The organism is Brevundimonas sp. UBA7507 (genome assembly GCF_002478355.1).
Taxonomy (GTDB): domain Bacteria; phylum Pseudomonadota; class Alphaproteobacteria; order Caulobacterales; family Caulobacteraceae; genus Brevundimonas; species Brevundimonas diminuta_D.
In genome coordinates, this window is sequence record NZ_DLNP01000014.1 from 123,791 (window position 1) to 143,667 (window position 19,877).

The 19,877-nt window shown below is 70.1% G+C and carries 22 protein-coding genes; 18 read left to right on the forward strand and 4 right to left on the reverse strand.

Annotated elements, in window-relative coordinates; translation table 11 throughout:
* The first annotated feature begins 13 nt into the window (after nucleotides 1-13).
* The 5 genes from B3D50_RS11270 (at nucleotide 14) to B3D50_RS11290 (ending at nucleotide 3,645) form a co-directional block, all read left to right on the forward strand.
* Complete coding sequence (locus B3D50_RS11270) at nucleotides 14-1,138, forward strand: hypothetical protein (protein ID WP_286951262.1); 1,125 nt, start codon at nucleotides 14-16, stop codon at nucleotides 1,136-1,138.
* 67 nt (nucleotides 1,139-1,205) lie between these two features.
* Entirely contained in the window at nucleotides 1,206-2,312 is a 1,107-nt protein-coding gene (locus B3D50_RS11275; RefSeq protein WP_286951263.1) for a bifunctional transcriptional activator/DNA repair enzyme AdaA, read from the forward strand.
* Nucleotides 2,293-2,844 carry a methylated-DNA--[protein]-cysteine S-methyltransferase gene (locus B3D50_RS11280; RefSeq protein ID WP_286951265.1) on the forward strand — a complete coding sequence of 184 codons (552 nt, stop codon included), beginning with the start codon at nucleotides 2,293-2,295 and terminating at the stop codon, nucleotides 2,842-2,844. Before B3D50_RS11275 ends, B3D50_RS11280 begins: the two co-directional genes overlap by 20 nt.
* Nucleotides 2,845-2,884: 40 nt before the next feature.
* Nucleotides 2,885-3,286 (forward strand): host attachment family protein, encoded by a 402-nt coding sequence (locus tag B3D50_RS11285; RefSeq protein ID WP_223850887.1) that lies wholly within the window; start codon nucleotides 2,885-2,887, stop codon nucleotides 3,284-3,286.
* Nucleotides 3,287-3,339: 53 nt separating this feature from the next.
* Nucleotides 3,340-3,645: a hypothetical protein gene (locus B3D50_RS11290; protein ID WP_286951266.1), complete on the forward strand. Its 306-nt coding sequence runs from the start codon at nucleotides 3,340-3,342 to the stop codon at nucleotides 3,643-3,645.
* Here the strand turns inward: B3D50_RS11290 and ilvA are convergent.
* On the reverse strand, nucleotides 3,642-5,159 hold the full coding sequence (gene ilvA, locus B3D50_RS11295; protein ID WP_286951267.1) for a threonine ammonia-lyase, biosynthetic: 1,518 nt from the start codon (nucleotides 5,157-5,159) through the stop codon (nucleotides 3,642-3,644). The two genes, B3D50_RS11290 and ilvA, sit on opposite strands and share 4 nt — an antisense overlap.
* Nucleotides 5,160-5,466: 307 nt before the next feature.
* Here ilvA and B3D50_RS11300 point away from each other — a divergent pair, with 307 nt between their 5' ends.
* From B3D50_RS11300 to B3D50_RS11330, 7 genes are all read left to right on the forward strand, one after another.
* Complete coding sequence (locus B3D50_RS11300) at nucleotides 5,467-6,159, forward strand: hypothetical protein (RefSeq protein ID WP_286951269.1); 693 nt, start codon at nucleotides 5,467-5,469, stop codon at nucleotides 6,157-6,159.
* Nucleotides 6,152-6,361 (forward strand): helix-turn-helix transcriptional regulator, encoded by a 210-nt coding sequence (locus tag B3D50_RS11305; protein WP_286951270.1) that lies wholly within the window; start codon nucleotides 6,152-6,154, stop codon nucleotides 6,359-6,361. The genes B3D50_RS11300 and B3D50_RS11305 overlap by 8 nt, the downstream gene beginning before the upstream one ends.
* 106 nt (nucleotides 6,362-6,467) lie before the next feature.
* Nucleotides 6,468-7,547 (forward strand): quinolinate synthase NadA, encoded by a 1,080-nt coding sequence (nadA, locus tag B3D50_RS11310; protein ID WP_286951271.1) that lies wholly within the window; start codon nucleotides 6,468-6,470, stop codon nucleotides 7,545-7,547.
* A gap of 160 nt (nucleotides 7,548-7,707) precedes the next feature.
* A complete protein-coding gene (locus B3D50_RS11315) occupies nucleotides 7,708-8,550 on the forward strand; it encodes a metalloprotease (protein WP_286951272.1) in 843 nt (280 codons plus the stop codon).
* Nucleotides 8,551-8,554: 4 nt separating this feature from the next.
* On the forward strand, nucleotides 8,555-10,123 hold the full coding sequence (locus tag B3D50_RS11320; RefSeq protein WP_286951274.1) for an L-aspartate oxidase: 1,569 nt from the start codon (nucleotides 8,555-8,557) through the stop codon (nucleotides 10,121-10,123).
* Nucleotides 10,124-10,999 (forward strand): carboxylating nicotinate-nucleotide diphosphorylase, encoded by an 876-nt coding sequence (gene nadC, locus B3D50_RS11325; RefSeq protein WP_286951275.1) that lies wholly within the window; start codon nucleotides 10,124-10,126, stop codon nucleotides 10,997-10,999. It begins immediately after the preceding gene.
* Between the two features lie 90 nt (nucleotides 11,000-11,089).
* Nucleotides 11,090-11,299 carry a hypothetical protein gene (locus tag B3D50_RS11330; protein ID WP_286951276.1) on the forward strand — a complete coding sequence of 70 codons (210 nt, stop codon included), beginning with the start codon at nucleotides 11,090-11,092 and terminating at the stop codon, nucleotides 11,297-11,299.
* A gap of 9 nt (nucleotides 11,300-11,308) precedes the next feature.
* Here B3D50_RS11330 and B3D50_RS11335 read toward each other — a convergent pair whose 3' ends face one another.
* A complete protein-coding gene (locus tag B3D50_RS11335) occupies nucleotides 11,309-12,385 on the reverse strand; it encodes a cell wall hydrolase (RefSeq protein ID WP_286951277.1) in 1,077 nt (358 codons plus the stop codon).
* 455 nt (nucleotides 12,386-12,840) lie between these two features.
* Between B3D50_RS11335 and B3D50_RS11340 the strand changes: the two genes are divergently transcribed.
* The 4 genes from B3D50_RS11340 (at nucleotide 12,841) to B3D50_RS11355 (ending at nucleotide 15,604) form a co-directional block, all read left to right on the forward strand.
* The gene (locus B3D50_RS11340; RefSeq protein WP_286951278.1) at nucleotides 12,841-13,038 is read left to right on the forward strand and encodes a hypothetical protein; all 198 of its coding nucleotides are present in this window, start codon (nucleotides 12,841-12,843) and stop codon (nucleotides 13,036-13,038) included.
* 238 nt (nucleotides 13,039-13,276) lie between these two features.
* Nucleotides 13,277-13,639, forward strand: a complete 363-nt coding sequence (locus B3D50_RS11345) for a DUF6481 family protein (protein ID WP_003166083.1) — start codon at nucleotides 13,277-13,279, stop codon at nucleotides 13,637-13,639.
* A 166-nt stretch (nucleotides 13,640-13,805) separates the two neighbouring features.
* Entirely contained in the window at nucleotides 13,806-14,282 is a 477-nt protein-coding gene (locus B3D50_RS11350) for a Dps family protein (RefSeq protein ID WP_128115073.1), read from the forward strand.
* Between the two features lie 74 nt (nucleotides 14,283-14,356).
* Nucleotides 14,357-15,604 carry a cell wall hydrolase gene (locus tag B3D50_RS11355; protein WP_286951279.1) on the forward strand — a complete coding sequence of 416 codons (1,248 nt, stop codon included), beginning with the start codon at nucleotides 14,357-14,359 and terminating at the stop codon, nucleotides 15,602-15,604.
* A gap of 14 nt (nucleotides 15,605-15,618) precedes the next feature.
* Here the strand turns inward: B3D50_RS11355 and B3D50_RS11360 are convergent, their stop codons facing one another.
* Nucleotides 15,619-16,680, reverse strand: a complete 1,062-nt coding sequence (locus tag B3D50_RS11360) for a hypothetical protein (protein WP_286951280.1) — start codon at nucleotides 16,678-16,680, stop codon at nucleotides 15,619-15,621.
* Between the two features lie 125 nt (nucleotides 16,681-16,805).
* Here B3D50_RS11360 and B3D50_RS11365 point away from each other — a divergent pair, with 125 nt between their 5' ends.
* Nucleotides 16,806-17,501 (forward strand): response regulator, encoded by a 696-nt coding sequence (locus tag B3D50_RS11365; protein WP_269298806.1) that lies wholly within the window; start codon nucleotides 16,806-16,808, stop codon nucleotides 17,499-17,501.
* A complete protein-coding gene (locus tag B3D50_RS11370) occupies nucleotides 17,498-18,841 on the forward strand; it encodes a sensor histidine kinase (RefSeq protein WP_286951281.1) in 1,344 nt (447 codons plus the stop codon). Before B3D50_RS11365 ends, B3D50_RS11370 begins: the two co-directional genes overlap by 4 nt.
* Before the next feature lie 4 nt (nucleotides 18,842-18,845).
* On the opposite strand, the gene trxB is transcribed toward B3D50_RS11370, so the two are convergent.
* The gene (gene trxB / locus B3D50_RS11375) at nucleotides 18,846-19,865 is read right to left on the reverse strand and encodes a thioredoxin-disulfide reductase (protein WP_286951282.1); all 1,020 of its coding nucleotides are present in this window, start codon (nucleotides 19,863-19,865) and stop codon (nucleotides 18,846-18,848) included.
* Between the last annotated feature and the right edge of the window lie 12 nt (nucleotides 19,866-19,877).

The following is a 19,877-nucleotide window of genomic DNA, read 5'->3' on the forward strand; positions in this document are numbered from 1 at the left end:
GGGAGTGGGCGCGATGGACATCATCGAACGCTATCTGGAGGCCGTGGCCGCGCAACTGCCGACCGAGGACCGCGAGGACATCGTCGCCGAGCTGCGCGATCTGATCCTGAGCCGCGTCGAGGCGCGCGAGGAGGAACTGGGCCGGGCGCTGACGGATGATGAGAAGGAAGCGATCCTGCACGAGATCGGCCACCCGCTGATCGTCGCCGCCCGCTATCGCAAGGGGCCCGACAGCCTGATCGGGCCGGAGCTGTTCCCTTATTGGCTGTTCGGGGCCAAGGCCGGGCTGATCGTCATTGCGGCGGTGCAGGCGCTGGGGCTGCTGATTGCCGTGCTGGGCGCTCCGGCCGATTTCGGGCGGGCGATCAGCCAGGCTTTCCACGGCTTCTTCTCCGGGGCGCTGACCCTGCTGGGGGCGCTGACCCTGGCCGGGGCGATCTGGGAATATTACGGCATCAAGCCGACTTGGCTGACGAAATGGCGGGTGCGCGACCTGTCGGCCTTCGGTCTGGCCGACCCGGCGAAGTGGGGCGCGTCGATGGCCGGAACCGACAAGGCCAAGGCCGAATGGCTGCCGAGGGACGCCAAGGTCTGGGGCCTGAGGGGCCAGACGCCCCCCGCGGCCGAGGCTCTGTGGTCGTTGATCGGCGGCGGCGTTTTCGTCCTGTGGTGGATCGGCGCCCTGCATATCCCCGGCCTGCACAATTTTGGCATGAGGGGCGGCGACGTCGTGGTGACGGCCGCGCCGATCTGGGGTGTCCTGTTCGCGCCGATCCTGGCCTGGGCCGTAGCGGGGATCGCCGTGGATGTGACCGGCCTGTTCTGGCCCCATGCGGAACGGCTGCGGGCCTTACTCAAGATTCCGGTGGCGGCGGCGGGGCTGTGGCTAGGCTGGCGCCTGTTCCAGGCGGATAGCTGGTTCACCCTGGCGCAGGGCGATCAGACGGCGCCGATCGAAGGACGCCCGACCCATCTGAGCATGGAGGCTCTGGGCGCCATCAACGACGCTGGGCGAGGCGTGATCGACACCGCCATGACGCTGTCGACGGTGCTGAGCTGGGTGTTGGCGGCGCTGATGCTGGGGCTGGCGGTGGATATCCTGCGGCAGATGTGGCGAGTGACGATAGCAAGAGATTAACTGGCTGCGGCGCCGCCATGTCCGAAAACCGCGAGACAGGGCGGCGCGGCGGGCGCATGTTGCGGGCATGGAAAACGCCCGCGACAGTCTGGATCAGGAGGCCTGCTACCGGGCCGTCCTGACGCGCGACCCGCGCTTCGACGGGCGCTTCTTCACCTGTGTGAAGTCCACTGGAATCTATTGCCGCCCGGTCTGCCCGGCGCGGACGCCCAAGCGTGAGAACATGCGCTTCGTCGCCAGCGCGGCGGCGGCAGAGGAGGCCGGGTTTCGCGCCTGCCTGCGCTGTCGGCCGGAGACCGCGCCCGACATGGGCGCGTGGCGCGGCACCTCCAACACCGTCAGTCGGGCGCTGAACCTGATTGAGGCGGGGGCTCTGGATGAGGGCGACGTCGACGCCCTGGCCGCGCGGCTGGGGGTGGGCGAGCGGCACCTGCGCCGTCTGTTCCGCCAGCACCTGGGCGCCGCCCCGGTCAGCGTGGCCCAGACGCGCCGCGTCCTGCTGGCCAAGGCCCTGATTCACCAGACCGACCTGCCGATGGCCGAGGTGGCGATGGCGTCCGGTTTCGGCAGCGTGCGGCGCTTCAATGAGACGTTTCAGGCCCTGTATGGACGGCCGCCGTCGGCGCTGCGCGCGCGGGCCGAGCGGCCGTGGGATGGAGGCGTGCGGCTGAGCCTGCCCTATCGCCCGCCCTATGAGGTCGAGGCCATGCTGGCCGCCCTGAAGGCGAACGGCGAGACGGTCGAGGGCGGGGTCTGGCGCCGCGTTCTGGCCTTGGCGACGGACGGGGCGGCGGGCGAGGTTTCGGCCCGGTTCGAGGCGGGCGACCGGCTGGCGGTCACGGCGGCGCTGGTTGACCTGAAGGCCCTGCCGGGGGTGCTGGCGCGGGTGCGGCGGCTGTTCGACCTGTCGTCCGACCCCGAGGCGATCCGGCGCGACCTGTCTGCGGACCCTGCGCTGGCGCCGCTGGTGAAGGCGCGGCCGGGCCTGCGGCTGCCGGGCGTCTGGAACGACGAAGCGGCCGACATGGCCAGCGACCGGCTGGAAGACGAGCGGCTGGCGGGGCGGGCCGAGCGATGGCGGCCCTGGCGGGCCTATGGCGTGCTGCACCTGCGCGAGGCGGGGATCGACGGCATGACGATCATGGAGAACGACGATGAAAAAGACGCAGCCTGAAGCCCTCACCCTGGACCGCATCGCCACGCCGGTGGGCGAGGTGCTGCTGGTCGTGGACGCGGACGGCGCCGTGCGCGCCTTCGACTTCACCGACTATGAGGCGCGGATGATGAAGCTGCTGGCCCGCCATTATGGCGAGGTTCGGCTGACGCCGGGGCGCGCGCCCGAAACGGTGCGGAAGGCCATTGTCGCCTATTTCGACGGCGATCTGACGGCGTTGGACGGCCTCGCCGTGAAGACCGGCGGCACGGAGTTCCAGCGCGCGGTCTGGGCGGCGCTGCGGACCATTCCGGCGGGCCGGACCTGGAGCTACGGCCAACTGGCCCAGGCCATCGGCAAGCCCGCCGCCGTGCGCGCCGTGGGCCTGGCCAACGGGGCCAATCCGATCGGCGTCATCGTGCCCTGCCACCGGGTCGTCGGCGCCAATGGAACCCTGACCGGCTATGCGGGCGGGCTGGAGCGCAAGCGGTGGCTGCTGGCGCACGAAGCGTCGCAGGATGGAACAGGACAGGGGGCGTTTGCGCTGGACTGACAGCGCCCTCCCTTTCGGCGCTCATTTCGGGAGTCTGATGATGAACCTGCCCAACGGGGCCCTGGTCGCCGTCGCCGACGGCGAGAAGCTGAGCCTGTTCCGCAACACCGGCCACAACCTCGACATCCAGCTCAAGCCGATGGCGACGCCCGAAATTCCCGAACGCCTGTCCGGCGCGCCGGGCCGCCGATCCAGCGACGCCAACCCCGACAACGACACCCAGGCCGAGGACGGTTTCGCCATGGGCGTGGCCGAGGCGCTGAACCACATGGCCCTGACCAACAAGATCGAGGCCTTGGCCGTCGTCGCCGCGCCCAAGACCCTGGGCCAGCTGCGCAAGCATTGGCACAAGACGTTGGAGCAGCGCCTGGTCGGCGAGATCGCCAAGGATCTGGCCGGCCGCCCCGCCGAGGAAATCGCCGAGGCGATCAGCCGAGCGTAAAGACCCGCGCGGCGGCGTTGACATCGGCCTGCGGGGCTTTTCTGGTTCCAGCCATGACGACGCCGCGGCGCAAGGCCCTGATCGATTCTCTCTGGTATCTGATCCCGCTGGCGATCGGCGTCCTGTTGAATGCCGTGCTGAGGCCGGTCATGGCGGAGCGCCTCGGCGGCGAGATGATCCGCAGGGGCGCCGGCGTCCGGGGATCGGACACATGGTGGACGTTCGACGCCGCCACCCGCGCCGAACATCCCTGGCAGACTAGCTTTCTGGAGATGTCGCACGGGGCGGTGGCCTTTGCGACGATGGGGGTGATCGTGGTGCTGTTCGTCTGGCGCTGTTTCGCCCGGCCGCGCGGCTAGGCCGCCCCGTCGAGGAACAGGCGGCAAGCCGGGTTGTCCGTCTCGTCGACGTAGGGGTAGCCCAGTTCGTCCAGCGCGGCGCTGAGGGCCGCCTGTTGATCCGGCGGGACGCTGACCCCCGCCAGCACCCGGCCCGCGTCGTCGCCGTGGTTGCGATAGTGGAACAGGGTCAGGGCCCAGGCGGGCTGAAGGCTGTTGAGGAAGCGCAGGAAGGCGCCGGGCCGTTCGGGGAATTCGAAGCGCAGCAGCCGTTCGTGCGGCAGGCCGATGGTGCGCCCGCCGACCATGTGGCGGACGTGCAGCTTGGCCGTTTCATTGTCGCTCATGTCCACCACGCGGTAGCCGTCGGCGGTGAGACGTTTGAGCAGGCTTTCGCGCTCGGCGGCGCCGTTGCGCAGGGCTACGCCGACGAAGATCTGGGCCGCGCCGTCGCCGGACCAGCGGTAGTTGAATTCCGTGATCGAGCGGCCGTCCAGGCTGCGCAGGAAGCTGTGATAGTCGTCGCGCCGATCGGGCATGGAGACGGCGAACAGCGCCTCGGCGCCCTCGCCGATCTCGGCCCGCTCGGCGACGTGGCGCAGGCGGTCGAAGTTGACGTTGGCGCCCGAGTTGATCGCGACCAGCGCGCCTGATCCCGGATTGCGCGCGGCCCACGCCTTGAGGCCCGCCAGCGCCACGGCGCCTGACGGTTCGGCCACGGCGCGCACGTCGTCGAAGATGTCTTTCACCGCCGCGCAGATGGCGTCGGTGTCGACCAGCACGATCTCGTCCAGCAGGTCGCGGCACAGGCGGAAGGTCTCTTCGCCCGCACGGCGCACCGCCACCCCGTCGGCGAACAGGCCGACCTGATCCAGATCGACCACGCGCCCCGCCTCGATGGCGCTCTTCATCGTCGGGGCCTCGGCGGGTTCGACGCCGATCAGCCGCGTCTCGGGCCGCAGGAAGCGGACGATGGCCGCTGCGCCCGCCGCCAGCCCGCCGCCGCCGATGGGAATGAAGACGGCGTCGATCGGGTCCGGGTGCTGGCGCAGGATCTCCAGCCCGACCGTGCCTTGCCCCGCGATGACGTCGGGGTCGTCGAAGGGATGGACGAAGGTCGCGCCGGTCTGTTTCTCCAGCGCGCGGGCGTGGGCGTAGGCGTCGTCGAAGCTTTCGCCGTGCAGCACCACCTGACCGCCCAGCCCCTGGACCGCCGCCACCTTGATGCCTGGCGTGGTGGTCGGCATGACGATGGTCGCCGCCGCGCCGCGTTTGGCCGCGGCCAGCGCCACCCCCTGCGCGTGATTGCCCGCCGAGGCGCAGATGACGCCGCGCGCCAGTTCGGCCTCGCTCAGGGCCGCGATCTTGTTGTAGGCGCCGCGGATCTTGAACGAGAAGACCGGCTGCAGATCCTCGCGTTTCAGCAGGGCGGGGCGGCCGATGCGGGCCGACAGCCGCCTCAGCGGATCGAGCGGGGTCTCTACAGCCACGTCATAGACGCGGGCGGTCAGGATGCGGCGGACAGTATCTTGCACGATGATCTCGGTCAGGCGGCGCAGGGGAGGATGAAGCGTGTTCCGGTCTAGGCGATGCTGCGGCGCATGAGAACGAAAATTGCGAATCGGCCCTTCTCCCCTTGTGGGAGAAGGTGGCGGCCGAAGGCCGTCGGATGAGGGGTCTCTCAACCTTGAGCACTGGGCTTTCGCTCAATGGAAGGCGGGGCGAGACCCCTCATCCGTCTCGCTGCGCGAGCCATCTTCTCCCACAAGGGGAGAAGGAAGCTTGGGCTTGCGATGTAACCCATAGGTGATATGTAACCTGTAGGTATCACCGGAGGCGCCGATGGACGACGAGCTGAAGCGGGCGAAGATGAATGAGCGACGGCGGGTGCGGCGGCTGCGGATGATCGCGGCGCTGGGCGGTGTTGGTCTTGCAGTTGCTTTCTGCGGTGTATTTCTGGCCCAGCGTAGCGAAGAGCACGCAGCGACCGTTGGAGCTATCCTGGCCTTGCTCGGACTCTGCGCTGTCGTCGCTTCGGCGGTGCTCGGAATGCACAATGGGCCGGATTCCGACACCATCCGGGTGGAGCGCTCCAAAGGGGGCTATCGCGACCGCGTTCAGAAGAAGCGGGCTGTGGCGATGGCGTTCATGCCGTTTGCGTCGCTCTTTCTTGTCTATCAGGGCACGATCTCGGCCTGGGCTATCGCCGGAGGTCAGGGCGAGGCGCTGAACTGGAAGATGGTGGCGCTGTCGCCGATGATGTCGGCGGTGCACCTGATGATGGTCACGGGTTTCGATATTCGTGGCGACAAGAAGATGAAGCGACTGCTGGAGGACGAACTCACCCTGTCATTCAGACGTTCGGCGCTGAACGCAGCTTTGGGCGTGGCGCTGGCGGGGATGGTGGTCGTCTTCGCCCTCGGTCTGTGGAAGCCGCAGGCGGCAGTGGCGGCCATGCCGGGGCTGATGTTCGTCACGGCCTCGGCGGCGGGGCTGCGTTACTGGCAGCTGGATCGGCGGGCCGCCGGTGGCTGATCCGCGTCTGGTCGTGAAGCTGAAGGCCGCGCGCACGGCGGCGGGCCTGACGCAGCAGGAGTTGGCCGACCGGGCCGGGCTGTCGCGCAAGACGGTGAATACGGTGGAGAACGGGGTCTTCACCCCTTCGGTGCTGGTAGCTCTGACGCTGGCGCAGGCGCTGGGCGCGCCGCTGGACGCCCTGTTCACCCTGGAAGACTGAGCCGATTTCCCTTGCGCCGTGTGCGGAAGAGCCTACATTGCGCCTGCTTATGCTAAGTTTGAGCATAAGTCGGGGCCGCGTAGACGGCCGATAGGGAGTAGGGACGATGGCGGACGGCGCTTTCGGTCTGTCGAAGGAACTGGCGGAAGAGACCGCCCCGGTGTGGGAGAAGGTCAAGGACCACGTCACCCCGCTGGAGTGGCCGCAGCAGGCCCGGCTGATCAGCGAGATCAACCGGCTGAAGCGCGAGCGCGACGCCGTCATCCTGGCCCACAACTATATGACGCCCGAGATCTTCCACGGCGTGGGCGACTATGTCGGCGACAGCCTGGGGCTGGCCAAGGAGGCCGCCAAGTCCAAGGCCAAGGTGATCGTTCAGGCGGGCGTTCACTTCATGGCCGAGACGTCCAAGATCCTGTCACCGGACAAGACGGTGCTGATTCCCGACCTGCGCGCGGGCTGTTCGCTGGCGTCCTCGATCACGGGGGCGGACGTGCGACTGATCAAGGAGCGGCACCCGGGCCTGCCGGTCGTCACCTATGTTAACACCACGGCCGATGTGAAGGCCGAAACCGATATCTGCTGCACCAGCGCCAACGCCGTTCAGGTCGTCGAATGGGCGGCGAAGGAGTGGGGCGTCGACAAGGTCATCCTGATCCCCGACGAATATCTGGCGCGCAATGTCGCGGCGCAGACGACGGTGGGCATCATCGCCTGGGCGGGCCACTGCGAGGTGCACAAGCGCTTCACCACGCAGGACATCGCCGACATGCGCGACGCCTGGCCGGACGCCGAGGTGCTGGCTCACCCGGAATGCCCCGAAGAGATTTTGCGCGCGGCCGACTTCGCCGGTTCGACCGCCGCCATGACCGAATATGTCGAGCAGCGCCGGCCCAAGCGGGTGGTGCTGATCACCGAATGCTCGATGGCCTCGAACATCAAGGGCGACGTGCCCGAGGTGGAGTTCGTCGGCCCCTGCAACCTGTGCCCGCACATGAAGCGCATCACGCTGGAGAACATCCGCGACTGCCTGCTGCACATGCAGTTCGAGGTGACGGTGCCGGAAGAGATGCTGGAGAAGGCGGCTCTGGCGGTGCAGCGGATGATCGACCTGCCGCCGCCGTCGAAGCCCGCGCGCTACGACTTGGTCAAGGCGCGGCATCATGTCGATGTGGAGCTGATCTGATGGCCCTGTCCGCAATCCTTCTCCCCTCGGGGGAGAAGGTGGGGCGCGCAGCGCCTCGGATGAGGGGGCTGTCGGATACGGGCGAGACGGCGAGGGGGTGGCTGGCATCCCCCTCATCCGTCCGGCTCCGCCGTCCACCTTCTCCCCCGAGGGGAGAAGGATGAGCGTCGAGGGGCCTTGGGGCGCGCGCGACGGCTCCTCGCCTGAGCCTGCGCGCGAGACGCCGCGCTACAGCGCGCGCCATGAAACGCCGCAGGAGGACAAGGGCCAGCACCCGGTCTGGGCGGTGGTCTCGACCCTGCTGATGGCGGGGTTCCTGTGGTTCCTGACCGGCAGCTGGGTGGTGGCGGGGGCCGTTCTGTTCGGCCTGTTCGTGCACGAGTACGGCCATGTGCTGGCGATGAACCGGGTCGGCATGGGGCCGGCGCGCATCTACATCATCCCCTTCCTGGGCGGGCTGGCGAAGGGCCAGCGCGAACCGAAGAGCGAGTGGCACGGGGTGCTGGTGTCGCTGGCGGGACCGGCGTTCGGCCTGCTGGCCATGATCCCCTTCGTGGCGGCGGGGCTGGTGCTGCGCGAGGCCGACTGGCTGAGGGGAGCCTTCTTCATCGCCATGATCAATCTGCTGAACCTGTTGCCGGCGCCGCCGCTGGACGGGTCAAAGGCGCTGGGGCCGGTGCTGACGCGGGTGCATCCGCGGCTGGAGCAGGTCGTGCTGCTGCTCATCGGCGGCCTGGCCGTGTGGTGGGGCGTGTCGACGGGGCGGTTCATCCTGGCGGTGTTTCTGGGACTGGCGGTGTTCGGCCATCTGAAGCGCGGCGTCTGGCGCGCGGCCTGGGGGCGGCTGAGCTGGCCCGAGGCGGGGCGCAGCCTGGCCCTCTACCTGCTGACGGCCGTGGTCTGCGCGGCGGCGGCGATCGGCGCCCTGCTGCCGCTGACGGGCGGGGCGGTCGAACCGGCGTTCGAGATGGGCCTGCGGTTCTTCGGGCTGGGAGGCCGCTAGGCGAATGGCGCGCATCCGGCATGACGGTCCTCTGATCATCGGCGGCGGGCTGGCGGGCCTCTCGGCGGCGCTGGAGGCGGCCGAGGCGCTGGGGTCGGACGGCAAGGTGCTGGTGGTGACGCCCGAGCCCTTGCTGAACGCCTGCTCCTCGGCCTGGGCGCAGGGCGGGATGGCGGCGGCCCTGTCGCCGCAGGACAGCGCGGCCCTGCACGCCAAGGACACCGAAGGCGCGGGCGCGGGTCTGGTCGAGGCTGAAGCGGCGCGCGCCCTGACGACGCGGGGGCGCGAGACGGTCGAGTGGCTGGCGGCGCTGGGCGCGCCCTTCGACCGCGACGCCGACGGCGGCTTTTCCGTCAGTCTGGAGGCGGCGCACAGCCTGCCGCGCGTGGCGCGGGTCGGCGGCGACGGCGCGGGCCGGGCCATACTGTCGGCTGTGGTGGCCGCCGCGCGGGCGACGAAGGCCATTGAAATCTGGGAAGACGGGCGGCTGCGCGGCCTGATCCGCGACGTCGACGGCCGGGTGCGCGGCGCGGTGATCGAGCGGCGCGGCGGCCGGTTGGATGAAGTGTTCGCCCCCGCCGTGGTGCTGGCCACCGGGGGGATCGGCGGCCTGTTAGAGGCGACGACCAATCCGTCGGCCCTGCGCGGCGAGGGGTTGGCGCTGGCCTATCAGGCCGGGGCCGAGATTCTGGACCCCGAGTTCGTGCAGTTCCACCCGACGGCGATCGATGTGGGGCTGGACCCGGCGCCCTTGGCGACCGAGGCGCTGCGCGGCGAGGGTGCGCGGCTGGTCGATGGGCGCGGCGCCTTCCTGCTGGGGGATCATCCTGACGCCGATCTGGCGCCGAGGGACATCGTGGCGCGGGCGGTGCACGCGGCTCGCGTCGAGGGGCGCGGGGCTTTCCTTGATGCGACCCAGGCGGTGGGCGAGGCTTTTCCGCATGAGTTTCCGGCTGTCTTCGCCGCCTGCATGAGGGCTGGGCTGGATCCGCGCGTCAGCCCTATCCCCGTGGCGGCGGCGGCCCACTATCACATGGGCGGGATCGTCGCCGACGACGAGGGGCGCACGACCGTCCCAGGCCTGTTCGCCATCGGCGAGTGCGCGGCGACGGGGGTGCATGGGGCCAACCGGCTGGCGTCCAACTCCCTGCTGGAGGCGGGCGCCTTCGGGCGGCGTACGGGGCGGGCGGCGGCGGGCGAGGTCCAGCCCGAGCGGCGGCCGCTGGCGGCGGCGCAGGCGATGACGGATCTGCCGCCCGAGGCGCTGGCGGCCTTGCGCGCGGCCATGACGCGCCATGCGGGCGTGGTGCGGGACGAGGCGGGGCTGACGGCGCTGCTGGCCCTGATCGACGACCTGGCGAAGGGCCATCCGACGGCGGCGTGCCTGACGGCGGCGCGGCTGGTCGCAGAAGGGGCGCTGAACCGGCGCGAGAGCCGGGGCGGCCACTATCGCCGCGACTTCCCCGACAGCCTGCCGAAGGCCGAGCACACGCGGATGCGCGCAGCGCCGGCGCCGGCGCGCGACGAGGAGGCCGAGGCGGCGACGCTCGCCGCCCTAGCGGCCGTGATCTGAATGACGAAGGACGTTTCCGTGACCCGAACCCTGCCGGACCTGCTGATCGAGCCCGTGGTGCGCATGGCGCTGGCTGAGGATCTGGGCCGCACGGGCGATGTGACGGCGCAGGCCTGCATCCCCGAGGACGCACGCTTCAGCGCCGTGTTTTCAGCGCGGCAGGCCGGGGTGATGGCGGGCGGGGCGGTGGTCAGGATCGCCGTCCATGCGCTCGACCCGCAGGCGACGGTGACGGTGAAGGTCGCCGACGGCGAGGCGTTCGAGGCAGGAGCGGTGCTGGTCGCGGTCGAGGCCAACGCGCGCGCCCTGCTGGCGGCCGAGCGGACGGCGCTGAACCTGCTGGGCCGAGTGTGCGGCATCGCCACCCTGACGCGGACCTATGTGCAGGCGGTCGAGGGGACCAGGGCGCGCATCGCCGACACGCGCAAGACGACGCCCGGCCTGCGGGCGCTGGAGAAGCACGCGGTCGCCTGCGGCGGGGGGCTGAACCATCGCTTCGGGCTGGATGACGCCATCCTGATCAAGGACAACCACGTCGCCGTCTGCGGCGGGGCGGGCGAGGCGGTGCGCCGCGCCAGGGCCTTCGCGCCCCATCTGATGAAGGTTGAGGTCGAGGTCGACGGCCTGGATCAGCTGGACGAGGTGCTGCCCGAGCGGCCGGACGTCGTCATGCTGGACAACTTCAGCCTGGACGACATGGCCGAGGCGGTGCGGCGGGTGCGGGACAGCGCCTTCGGGCCGGTGGTGCTGGAGGCGTCGGGCGGGGTGAACCTGAGCACGGTGGCCGACATCGCCGCGACGGGGGTGGACGTCATCTCCGTGGGCGCCCTGACCCATTCGGTCATGCAGCTCGATATCGGCCTGGACGCCGGCTGAGCGGACGCGGACCAGGGTTTTTCGGGGAACGGGCCCGGCGGGGGGCCGTTTTCGTGGGGCGGGAGGGCGCGACCTCGAAGGAGAGACGCCATGACCAGGGCCCCACAGCCGCCCAGGGAGCAACGCAGCTTCGCCGATCGCGGCGCCCAGCTGAAGGATGAGGCCGCCGCTGATCGGCGCGACCAGGCGAACGGCGTGCAGTCCGGTCAACCGGGCGACGCAGACGTCAACCTGAGCCAGCAGGGGCGCTACGGCAATCTGCAGCAGAATCTGACGACCCACCGCCAGACGCACCCTTGAGGCGCGCGATCAAGCCTCGGCGTTGACCGTGACGGGTGCGGCGGCGGGCTTCGGCGCAGCCGGGGGCGTCGCCGTCGCTGCGGGCGTAGTGGAGGCGCGCGACGCGGCGGCCGGACGCTCTTCCGTCTTGCCGCCGGAGGTCAGGGCTTCGCGGGCCAGGACGGCGGTGTAGGCCACGGCGCCCGAGGCGTTGCGGGCGGTTTCTACCGGGTCGAGGCTGGCCTGAATCAGACGCGGAGCCTGCTCGGCCGGACCCGACGGGCGCGGGTTGTAGGCGAAGGCCTGGCTGCCGCCCGAGCGGCCGCCGAAGCGGTAGAACAGGTGGTCGCCGACCTGGTTCACGCGCACCAGGCTGTTGCGCCATGACGGCGAGACGGCGGTGGTGTGGAAGTGGGTGGCGTTGCCGACGGCGGCGAAGACCTGGCCCGACAGAGCCTTGGTCGCCACTTCGCGAGCGCGGTTCCAGGCGGCGCGATTGACGCGGCCGCGCATGGCGCCGTTGCAGGTGAAGCTGAACTGGCAGCCCGTGCTGCGGTTGGCGCCCTGATAGACGACGCTGCAGACGGTGTTGGGGAAGGCGGGATGGCGGGCGCGGTTCAGCACCACCTGGGCCACGGCCTTCATGCCGTCGCGGCCTTCGCCGCGCGCTTCATAATAGACGGCCTGGGTCAGGCAATCGAGGTCGCGCGACTGGTCCAGGGCGCCGTCGAGGCGAAAAGGACGGGCGGCGGAGACCTTGGTCGCGGACTCACGGCGCAGGCCGTCCTGGCCCTGAAGCTGCTCCAGGCGGGCGGTCAGCAGTTCGGCCTGGCGGTCGCGCTGGGCCGAGCCGGCGACGGAATAGGGGTCATGGCGATGGGCGATGGTCAGGGCGCTGGCGTCCAGACCGCCGGCCGCCTGGGCCAGGGCTTCCTGAGTATAGCCGCCGGCGCCGGCGTCCTGCAGGCGCTCGGCCTGGGCGCGCACGGTCGAGGCCTGGGCGGCCAGGCCGCCCAGATAGGCCCCTCCGACTGCGAGGCCGACGACGCCGCCGAACGCCGCCGCAGCCGTCGTGGGGCGCAGGCGGAATGAGCGGGCGGCGTGCATCAGCGCACGCGTCTTCGAGGAGAGAAACAAAGGCGTAGTCCTGTACAACAGGGCGAGGATGCCGCCCCCGTAGATCCCGAACCCCGGCGACAAGGACGCGTCGCGCTTAAGCAGGTCGGGCGAACGCCGACTGAACGCCGGCCCTCGAAGGCGGGCCTTTATCCATCCGATCATGGCCTCAATGTGACTGATTCGCTAGAATTGTAATTTCCTCAGCATAGGGAAAACGACATTCAGTCATTATTTGGATTGTTTTTAATCGTGACGAAATTGCGCCTTAGAATTTCTTACGAAGACTGTATTTATGTGCTTATGAAAGATTGGCTCTGATGTGCGTGGGGTGCGAATAAGCTATTGATCAGGGTATGACATCTTGTTCGTCAGAGTCGCGCCACAGATGGGAACCTGCCTGCGACTCTCGCGTTGCAAGCTGTGCTATTTCAAGGAGTTGACCCATGACCCGCATCGCTTCCCGTCTGGCCGTCGTGGCGCTGGCCGGCGCCGGAGCCCTGGCCCTGTCGGCCTGCGGCCACAGCATTGAACAGAAGGCCGCCACCGGCGCGGTCGCCGGGGCCGTGGTGGCCGGCCCGGTCGGGGCGGCGGTCGGCGGCGCCGCCGGCGCGGCCGTCGGCCACGCACAGAAGCCGCATTGATTCATCGACATGGATGCGGCCGCGTCGAGCGGCCGTATTCTGCGTTCTGGCGGCCCCATCGCCGCTAAATCCCATGAAAACGGGCCGTAGAGCTTGATTTCGGCGTGAAATTCGGCTTTGGCCTCGCGCCGGGTCGAGCGCGTCGAGATGCGTCTTCCGGCCCGATCTGCGGCCGTCGCCCTGGCGATCGGCCTTTTTCGTCGTCTCCATTCCCTATCAAGGACACCCGCCTCTCAGCATGCGCGACCTCAAGAACACCGGCTTCAACGACCGCCTGTCCGCCCAGAAAGACGCCAAACAAGCCCTGCTGGCCCGGTTCAAGCCGAAGCCGACCGTTCAGGATCCCGAGTTCGAGAAACTCGCCGAAAAGCGCGCCGCCGAGAAGGAAGCGATCCGCCAGCAGCACGAACTGGCCAAGGCCGAGGCGCGCCGCGAGAAGGCTGAGAAGGAAGCCGCCCGCCTGGCCGCCGAAATGGCCGCCCAGGAAGAGGTCGACGCCGCCAAGCGCGCCGCCCGCAAGGAGCGCAAGCAACTGACCAAGGAAGAGCAGAAGGCGGCCCGCGACGCGCGCTACGCCGCCCGCAAGGCGCGCCAGCGCTAAGCACGCGCCATGCCCCCTCCTTGACCGGGAGGGGCAACGCTCAAGCGGCCGTCGCGTTACAGGGGCGAAGATTCCTGCGACGCGTCGCCGCCGACCTCTTGGATCGTGCGTTCGGCGACCTAACTGCAAGGCTGATCTTCACACAGCACTGCTAACGGGAGCCGTCATGAACGCCATCGACACCGGTCTCAAGCCCAAGGAACGCGCCGACGTTGCGCGCGAACTGTCCAAGGCCCTGGCCGACAGCTACGCCCTCTATCTGAAGACGCACGGCTATCACTGGAACGTGCGCGGGCCGGAGTTCTTCAGCCTGCACAACCTGCTGGAAGAGCAGTACCGCGAGATCTGGGCCGCCCTGGACGACATCGCCGAGCGCATCCGCGCCCTGGGCGAACTGGCCCCGCAGAGCGCCTCGGCCTTCGCCAATCTGACCTCGATCAAGGACGGCGATCCGGAGAAGGATTCGTCCGAGATGCTCAAGGAGCTGATCAAGGACCACGGCGTGGTCATCTCGACCGCGCGCGCGGCCCTGGACGCCGCCGACGAGGTGGGGGACGAGGCCTCGGTCGACCTGATGACGCAGCGTCTGGCCGCCCACGAAAAGGCCGCCTGGATGCTGCGCTCCAGCCTGGGCGATCGTTAAGCGGCGAGGAGATCGCCGCTTCCGCCTCACGGAACGGTAATCTTCGCGTCTGAAAAGCGCCGGATTGGGCGGTCATGCAGATCGCTGATTTCCGGCGCCGTCAGACGCCGCTATACGGATACCGCATGAATCTCGGCCGCCTTACGCCGCTGAAGACGACCGGACGCCGGGCTGTGGCAGCGGCGCCCGCCGCCATGGCCGTGACCCTGGCGGCGATGGGCGTGGCCATGTCGGCCAGTTCGACCCCGCGCCCCGACATCGACCGCACCGCCGAAGCCGTGGCCCGCGCCACGGGCGGCGACCTGGGGCCGGACGGCCTGGCGGCGGTGACGGCGCGGATGGATGCGGGGCAGCTGGCGATCGCGCGTCGGCACGACCCGGCTCTTGGCCTGCCCGAGCTTTACGGCCTGACCCCCGGCTGGGAGAGCCTGACCCTGGGCGGCAAGCCCTCTTTGGATCAGGGCGTGGCCGGCGTCGCGGCGCAGCAGTTGAACGCCGCCATGCCCAACGCCTTGGGCGCGCTTCAGCCCGCGCGGCCCTTCCTGTTCCGCCCGGCGGACGAGGCGTCGCGCAAGCGCGCCCTGCGCTGCCTGACTCAGGCGGTCTATTACGAGGCGGCGCTGGAGCCGACCGAGGGGCAGGAGGGCGTGGCCCAGGTCGTGCTGAACCGGGTGCGCGATCCCAACTATCCCTCCAGCGTCTGCGGCGTCGTCTATCAGGGCGCCGAGCGGACCACGGGCTGCCAGTTCAGCTTCACCTGCGACGGCTCCCTGGCGCGCGGGCCGGTGCGCTGGGCCTGGGACCGGGCCGAGCGGGTCGCGGCGCGCGCCCTGAACGGCCATGTGTCCGAGCGCGTCGGCACGGCGACCCACTACCACGCCGACTACGTCCACCCCTGGTGGTCGCCCAGCCTGGCCAAGATCACCCAGGTCGGGGCGCACATCTTCTATCGCTGGAAGGGCGCGGCCGGAGAGACGGCCGCCTTCGTCACCGCCTATTCCGGCCGCGAGCCGTCGATCGACGAGGCCCGCTTCGCCCAGTCGCGCATCCTGCTGGCCACGGCCGCCGACAGCGTGGAAGCGGCGCTGGAGGGCGCCAAGTCGGGCGAACTGCGCACGGTCGAGATCGACGGCCAGACCCGCGTGGTGGGCGTCGCCAGCCTGGGCGGCCGCCGCCAGGCCGGCAAGGATGAGATCGCCGCCATCAACGAACGGCTCAAGGCTTTCGAGAGCGGCGCCGTCCCCAGCGTGACCGTGACCGCTCCGCCGCCTGCGGGCGTCACCCCGATGGCGGTCGAAGAGGTCGGCAAGCCGCAGGGTTGAGGGCGGGCGATCGCCTAAACGCCTAAGGCGTAGTCTCGCCAGTCGTCGCTGAGGGCGGAGAGGGTCGAGGGCAGGCCATGGGCTGCGCCGTCAGACGCCAACCAGTCTTCGAAGCTGCGTCCGCCCGCCATCGCTTGAGCGATATCAGCCAGGATGGCCGGGCGGTCTGTGGTGCGGATCAAATAGTCGGCGAAGACACGGGTCTGGATGTAGAAGACGCGCTCGAGCGCGGCCGGGCGAGGACCGGCGCCCGCCGGGGTGAAGCTGACGCCGACGCCGCCTTTGACGGCCAGTTCGGGCGCGACTGCGACAGCGCGCGCCAGACCGGGATGCTCGCGCGCCAGCAAGCCGGGCAGGTCCAGCAGTATGGCGCGGCCCTCGATGGGACCGACGGCGGGGACCGCCTCTCCTTTCATCAGGGCGCGGAAGTGGTCGCGGCGCTGCGCGGCGGTCGGCTCGTCTTCCAGAATGACGGCGGCGGCTTCGTCCAGCCAGTCGGGGCCGGGGCCGCCGTAATGGCGCGGGGCGCCGGGGTCCGTCTTGGTGTCCGTCTCGGGGCGCTCGGGCCAGAAGGCGGCGGTGAACCACAGGTGGCCCAGTTCATGCGGGACCATGCCGGCGTCCAGCGCGGCCTGGGCCTTGGCGTCGGGGATCTGGGAAAGGGCGCGGGCGACGACTTCCTCGGTCTGGGCCGGGCTCATGTTCTGGGAGGCGGCGAAACGGCGCGCGCCTTGTTCGACGCTGCGGCGCGCCGCCTCGTCGAACGCCCGTGGCGCGGGCCAGGGCAGGATGTGAGAGAAGCCCGCGGCGTTCAGCGCGGCCCGGTCGGGCAGGGGCGGGGTCGAGACGACGACATAGGGGGCGATGTCGCGCTCGAAGCGGGTGCTGAAGCGGATTTCGCCCGCGCGTGCGTAGGTCGCAAGCCGGTCCGCCTCCGGCTGGGCTGAGGCCAGGACGACGCCGTGATCCGCCGCCGCGCAACTGAGAGCGGGGGCGACGCGCAGGGCGCGGGCGCACATCGGATCGGGGACTGCGGAGGGGGCGGTCGAGGTCAGCAGCAGGACGAGGGCGAGCATGGGCGTCTCCGAAGATGGGAAGACAGGCTCGTGGGCGTTCGTATCGCCTTCATGTCGGCTGCGGGCGCTTGCCGAGGGCGCTCCGACACACGAGAGATACAAGGGGGAAGAAGAAAAGGGGGAGCATGAACGCGACGGCCGACATTCTGATCGTTGATGACGACGCCAGCCTGAGGGCGGCGCTGCAGGACTATCTGTCGGGCGCCGGCTATGCCGTGCGGACCGCTGACGGCGGCGCGGCGCTGGACGCGCGGTTGGCCGAGGCCATACCCGATCTGGTCGTGCTGGACGTGATGATGCCGGGCGAGGACGGGTTGTCGATCTGTCGACGGCTGCAGGGACGGGCGCCGGTGCTGATGCTGAGCGCCATGGGCGAGACCACCGACCGCATCGTCGGGCTGGAGGTCGGGGCCGCCGACTATCTGCCCAAGCCGTTCGAGCCGCGCGAGCTCCTAGCCCGCATCCGCGCCGTGTTGCGTCGCCCGACCCTTCTGGACGAGGCGACGGATCGGCCGCTGATCTTCGAGGGTTGGACGCTGGAGGTCGAGGCGCGGCGCCTGACCGATCCGGCGGGGGCGCCGGTCGAGCTGACAGGGGGCGAGTTCGCCCTGCTGCTGACCTTCCTGCGATCGTCTGGGCGCATCCTCAGCCGCGATCAGATTCTGGAGAACACCCACGGGCCGCTGGCCGAGAATTTCGACCGAGCGGTCGATCTGGCGGTCAGCCGCCTGCGGCGCAAGTTGGACCGGCCGGGACAGGCGCCGTTGATCGAGACGGTGCGCGGGGCGGGCTATCGCTTCCGAACGCCGGTGCGGGGATGAGCATCCGCAGCCTGTCCATTCGCACCTTGGCGGCGGGCTTCACCGTCGCGGCTATCCTGCTGAGTCTGACGGTCGCCTTCGTCATCGCCCTGGCCTTTCCCGCCCCGCCGCCTGCGCGGGTGACGCTGGCCGAGGCCGAGGCGGCTGTGACGGGAGACGCGGAGACCGGCTGGCGGCGTCGCGTCGTCGCCGCGCCGCCGTTCAAGGCGGCGCACGAGGGGCAGGCCCTGGTGGCTCAGGCCGGGCTGGCGGTGCTGCTGGACGCTGAGGTGCGGGTGCGGCCGTCGAGCCCCGAGCGCGCCCCGGCGGGCGGGCCGCCCGCGCCGTCAGGACCGCCGTCCGAGAGGTTGAAGGCCCTGCTGGCGGGCATGGCCCTGTCGCCGGGAATAAGCTTTGCGCCCTTTGAGGCGGCGGCGCGTCAGGCGGACGGGCGCTGGGTCGTGGCGACGCCGCCGTCGCCTTGGCTGACGCCGCAGCGCCTGCGCATGGCGCTGGCCTTCCTGATCGCCGCCGCTGTCCTGATGCCGCTGGCCTTGTGGGGCGCCGGACGGTTGACTGCGCCGTTTCAACGCCTGGCCGAGGCGGCGCGGGGGGACCGTCGTGCGGCGGCCTTCGTCGGCGGTCCGCGCGAGGCGCAGGACGCCGCGCAGGCGCTGGACGCCATGCGAGAGCGTCTGGGCGAGGCGCTGAAAGAGCGCACCGCCATCATGGCCGCCGTCGCCCATGACCTGCGCACGCCGCTGACCGGCCTGCGTCTGAGGGTCGAGGGGCTGGCGGCCGCGCCGCGCGAGGCGGCGGCGGCCGACATCGCGCGCATGGAGCGGCTGATCGCCCAACTGCTGACCTATGTGCGGGGCGAGGATGCGCCGTGGACCGTCGAGCCTGTCGACCTGGCGGATCTGGCGCACGAGGTCGTAGCGCGGCAGGTCGCGATGGGGCGGGCCGTGAGGCTGACGGCGGACGCAGAGCATCTGGTCAACGGCGATCGGGACCAACTGGACCGGGCGCTGTCCAATCTGATCGACAACGCCGTCCTGTATGGCGATCGGGCCGAGGTCGCCGTGACGTCCGAGAAGGGCGCGGTCGTCTGCATCATCGACGACTCAGGGCCGGGCCTGCCGCCAGATCAGCTGGAAGCGGTGTTCTCGCCTTTTCACAGGCTGGAGGCGTCGCGCAGCCGCGCCACGGGCGGGGCGGGGTTGGGCCTGGCGATCAGCCGTTCGATCATCGAGCGCAGCGGCGGCGGCGTGGCTCTGAACAATCGCCCCGAGGGCGGATTGCGGGCGACGGTGCGCCTGCCGCGGGCGGCGCCCGCCCTGTCGGATCAGGGCGGGGCCTGAGGACTCACCAGGCGCCGATCTTCTCGGCTTCCTTGTGGCTGATGGGGTGTTGGGCGGCCTTGTGGTCTTCCTCGGCGAGGAAGCGGGCGGCTTCCAGCGCGGCCATACAGCCCATGCCAGCGGCGGTCACGGCCTGGCGATAGACGTCGTCGGTGACGTCGCCGGCGGCCCAGACGCCCTCGATGGCGGTCGCCGCCGTGCCCGGCTTGACCCGCAGGTAGCCGCCGGAGTTGGTCTCGAGCTGGCCCTTGAACAGTTCGGACGAGGGGGCGTGGCCGATGGCGATGAAGACGCCGTCGGCGGGGATTTCGCTGATCTCGCCGGTCTTGACGTTCTTCAGGCGCACGCCGGTGACGTTGCGGGCCACGCCGTCGACGACGCCGACGATCTCCTCGACGGCCACGTCCCAGATCACCTTGATCTTGGGGTGGGCGAACAGGCGGTCCTGCAGGATCTTCTCGGCGCGGAACTCGTCGCGGCGGTGAACCACGGTGACGGTCTCGGCGAAGTTGGTCAGGAACAGGGCTTCCTCGACGGCGGTGTTGCCGCCGCCGACGACGACTACCTGCTTGCCGCGATAGAAGAAGCCGTCGCAGGTGGCGCAGGCCGAGACGCCGAAGCCCTGATACTCAGCCTCGGAGTCCAGGCCCAGCCATTTGGCCTGGGCGCCGGTGGAGATGATGACGGTCTCGGCCAGGATCTCGGCGCCCGAGTCCAGCGTCAGGCGGAAGGGGCGTTGGGACAGGTCGGCCTGGGTGACGATGTCGTGGATGACCTCCGTGCCGACGTGCTCGGCCTGGGCCTGCATCTGCTGCATCAGCCAGGGGCCCTGGATGGTCTCGGCGAAGCCGGGATAGTTCTCTACGTCCGTGGTGATGGTCAGCTGCCCGCCGGGCTGCAGGCCGGCGATGACCACCGGGTTCAGCGACGCGCGGGCGGCGTATATGGCGGCGGTCCAGCCGGCGGGGCCGGAACCGATGATGGCGACGCGGACGGTGCGGGCTGGGGCTTTAGCTTGGGTCATGACTCCTATTTA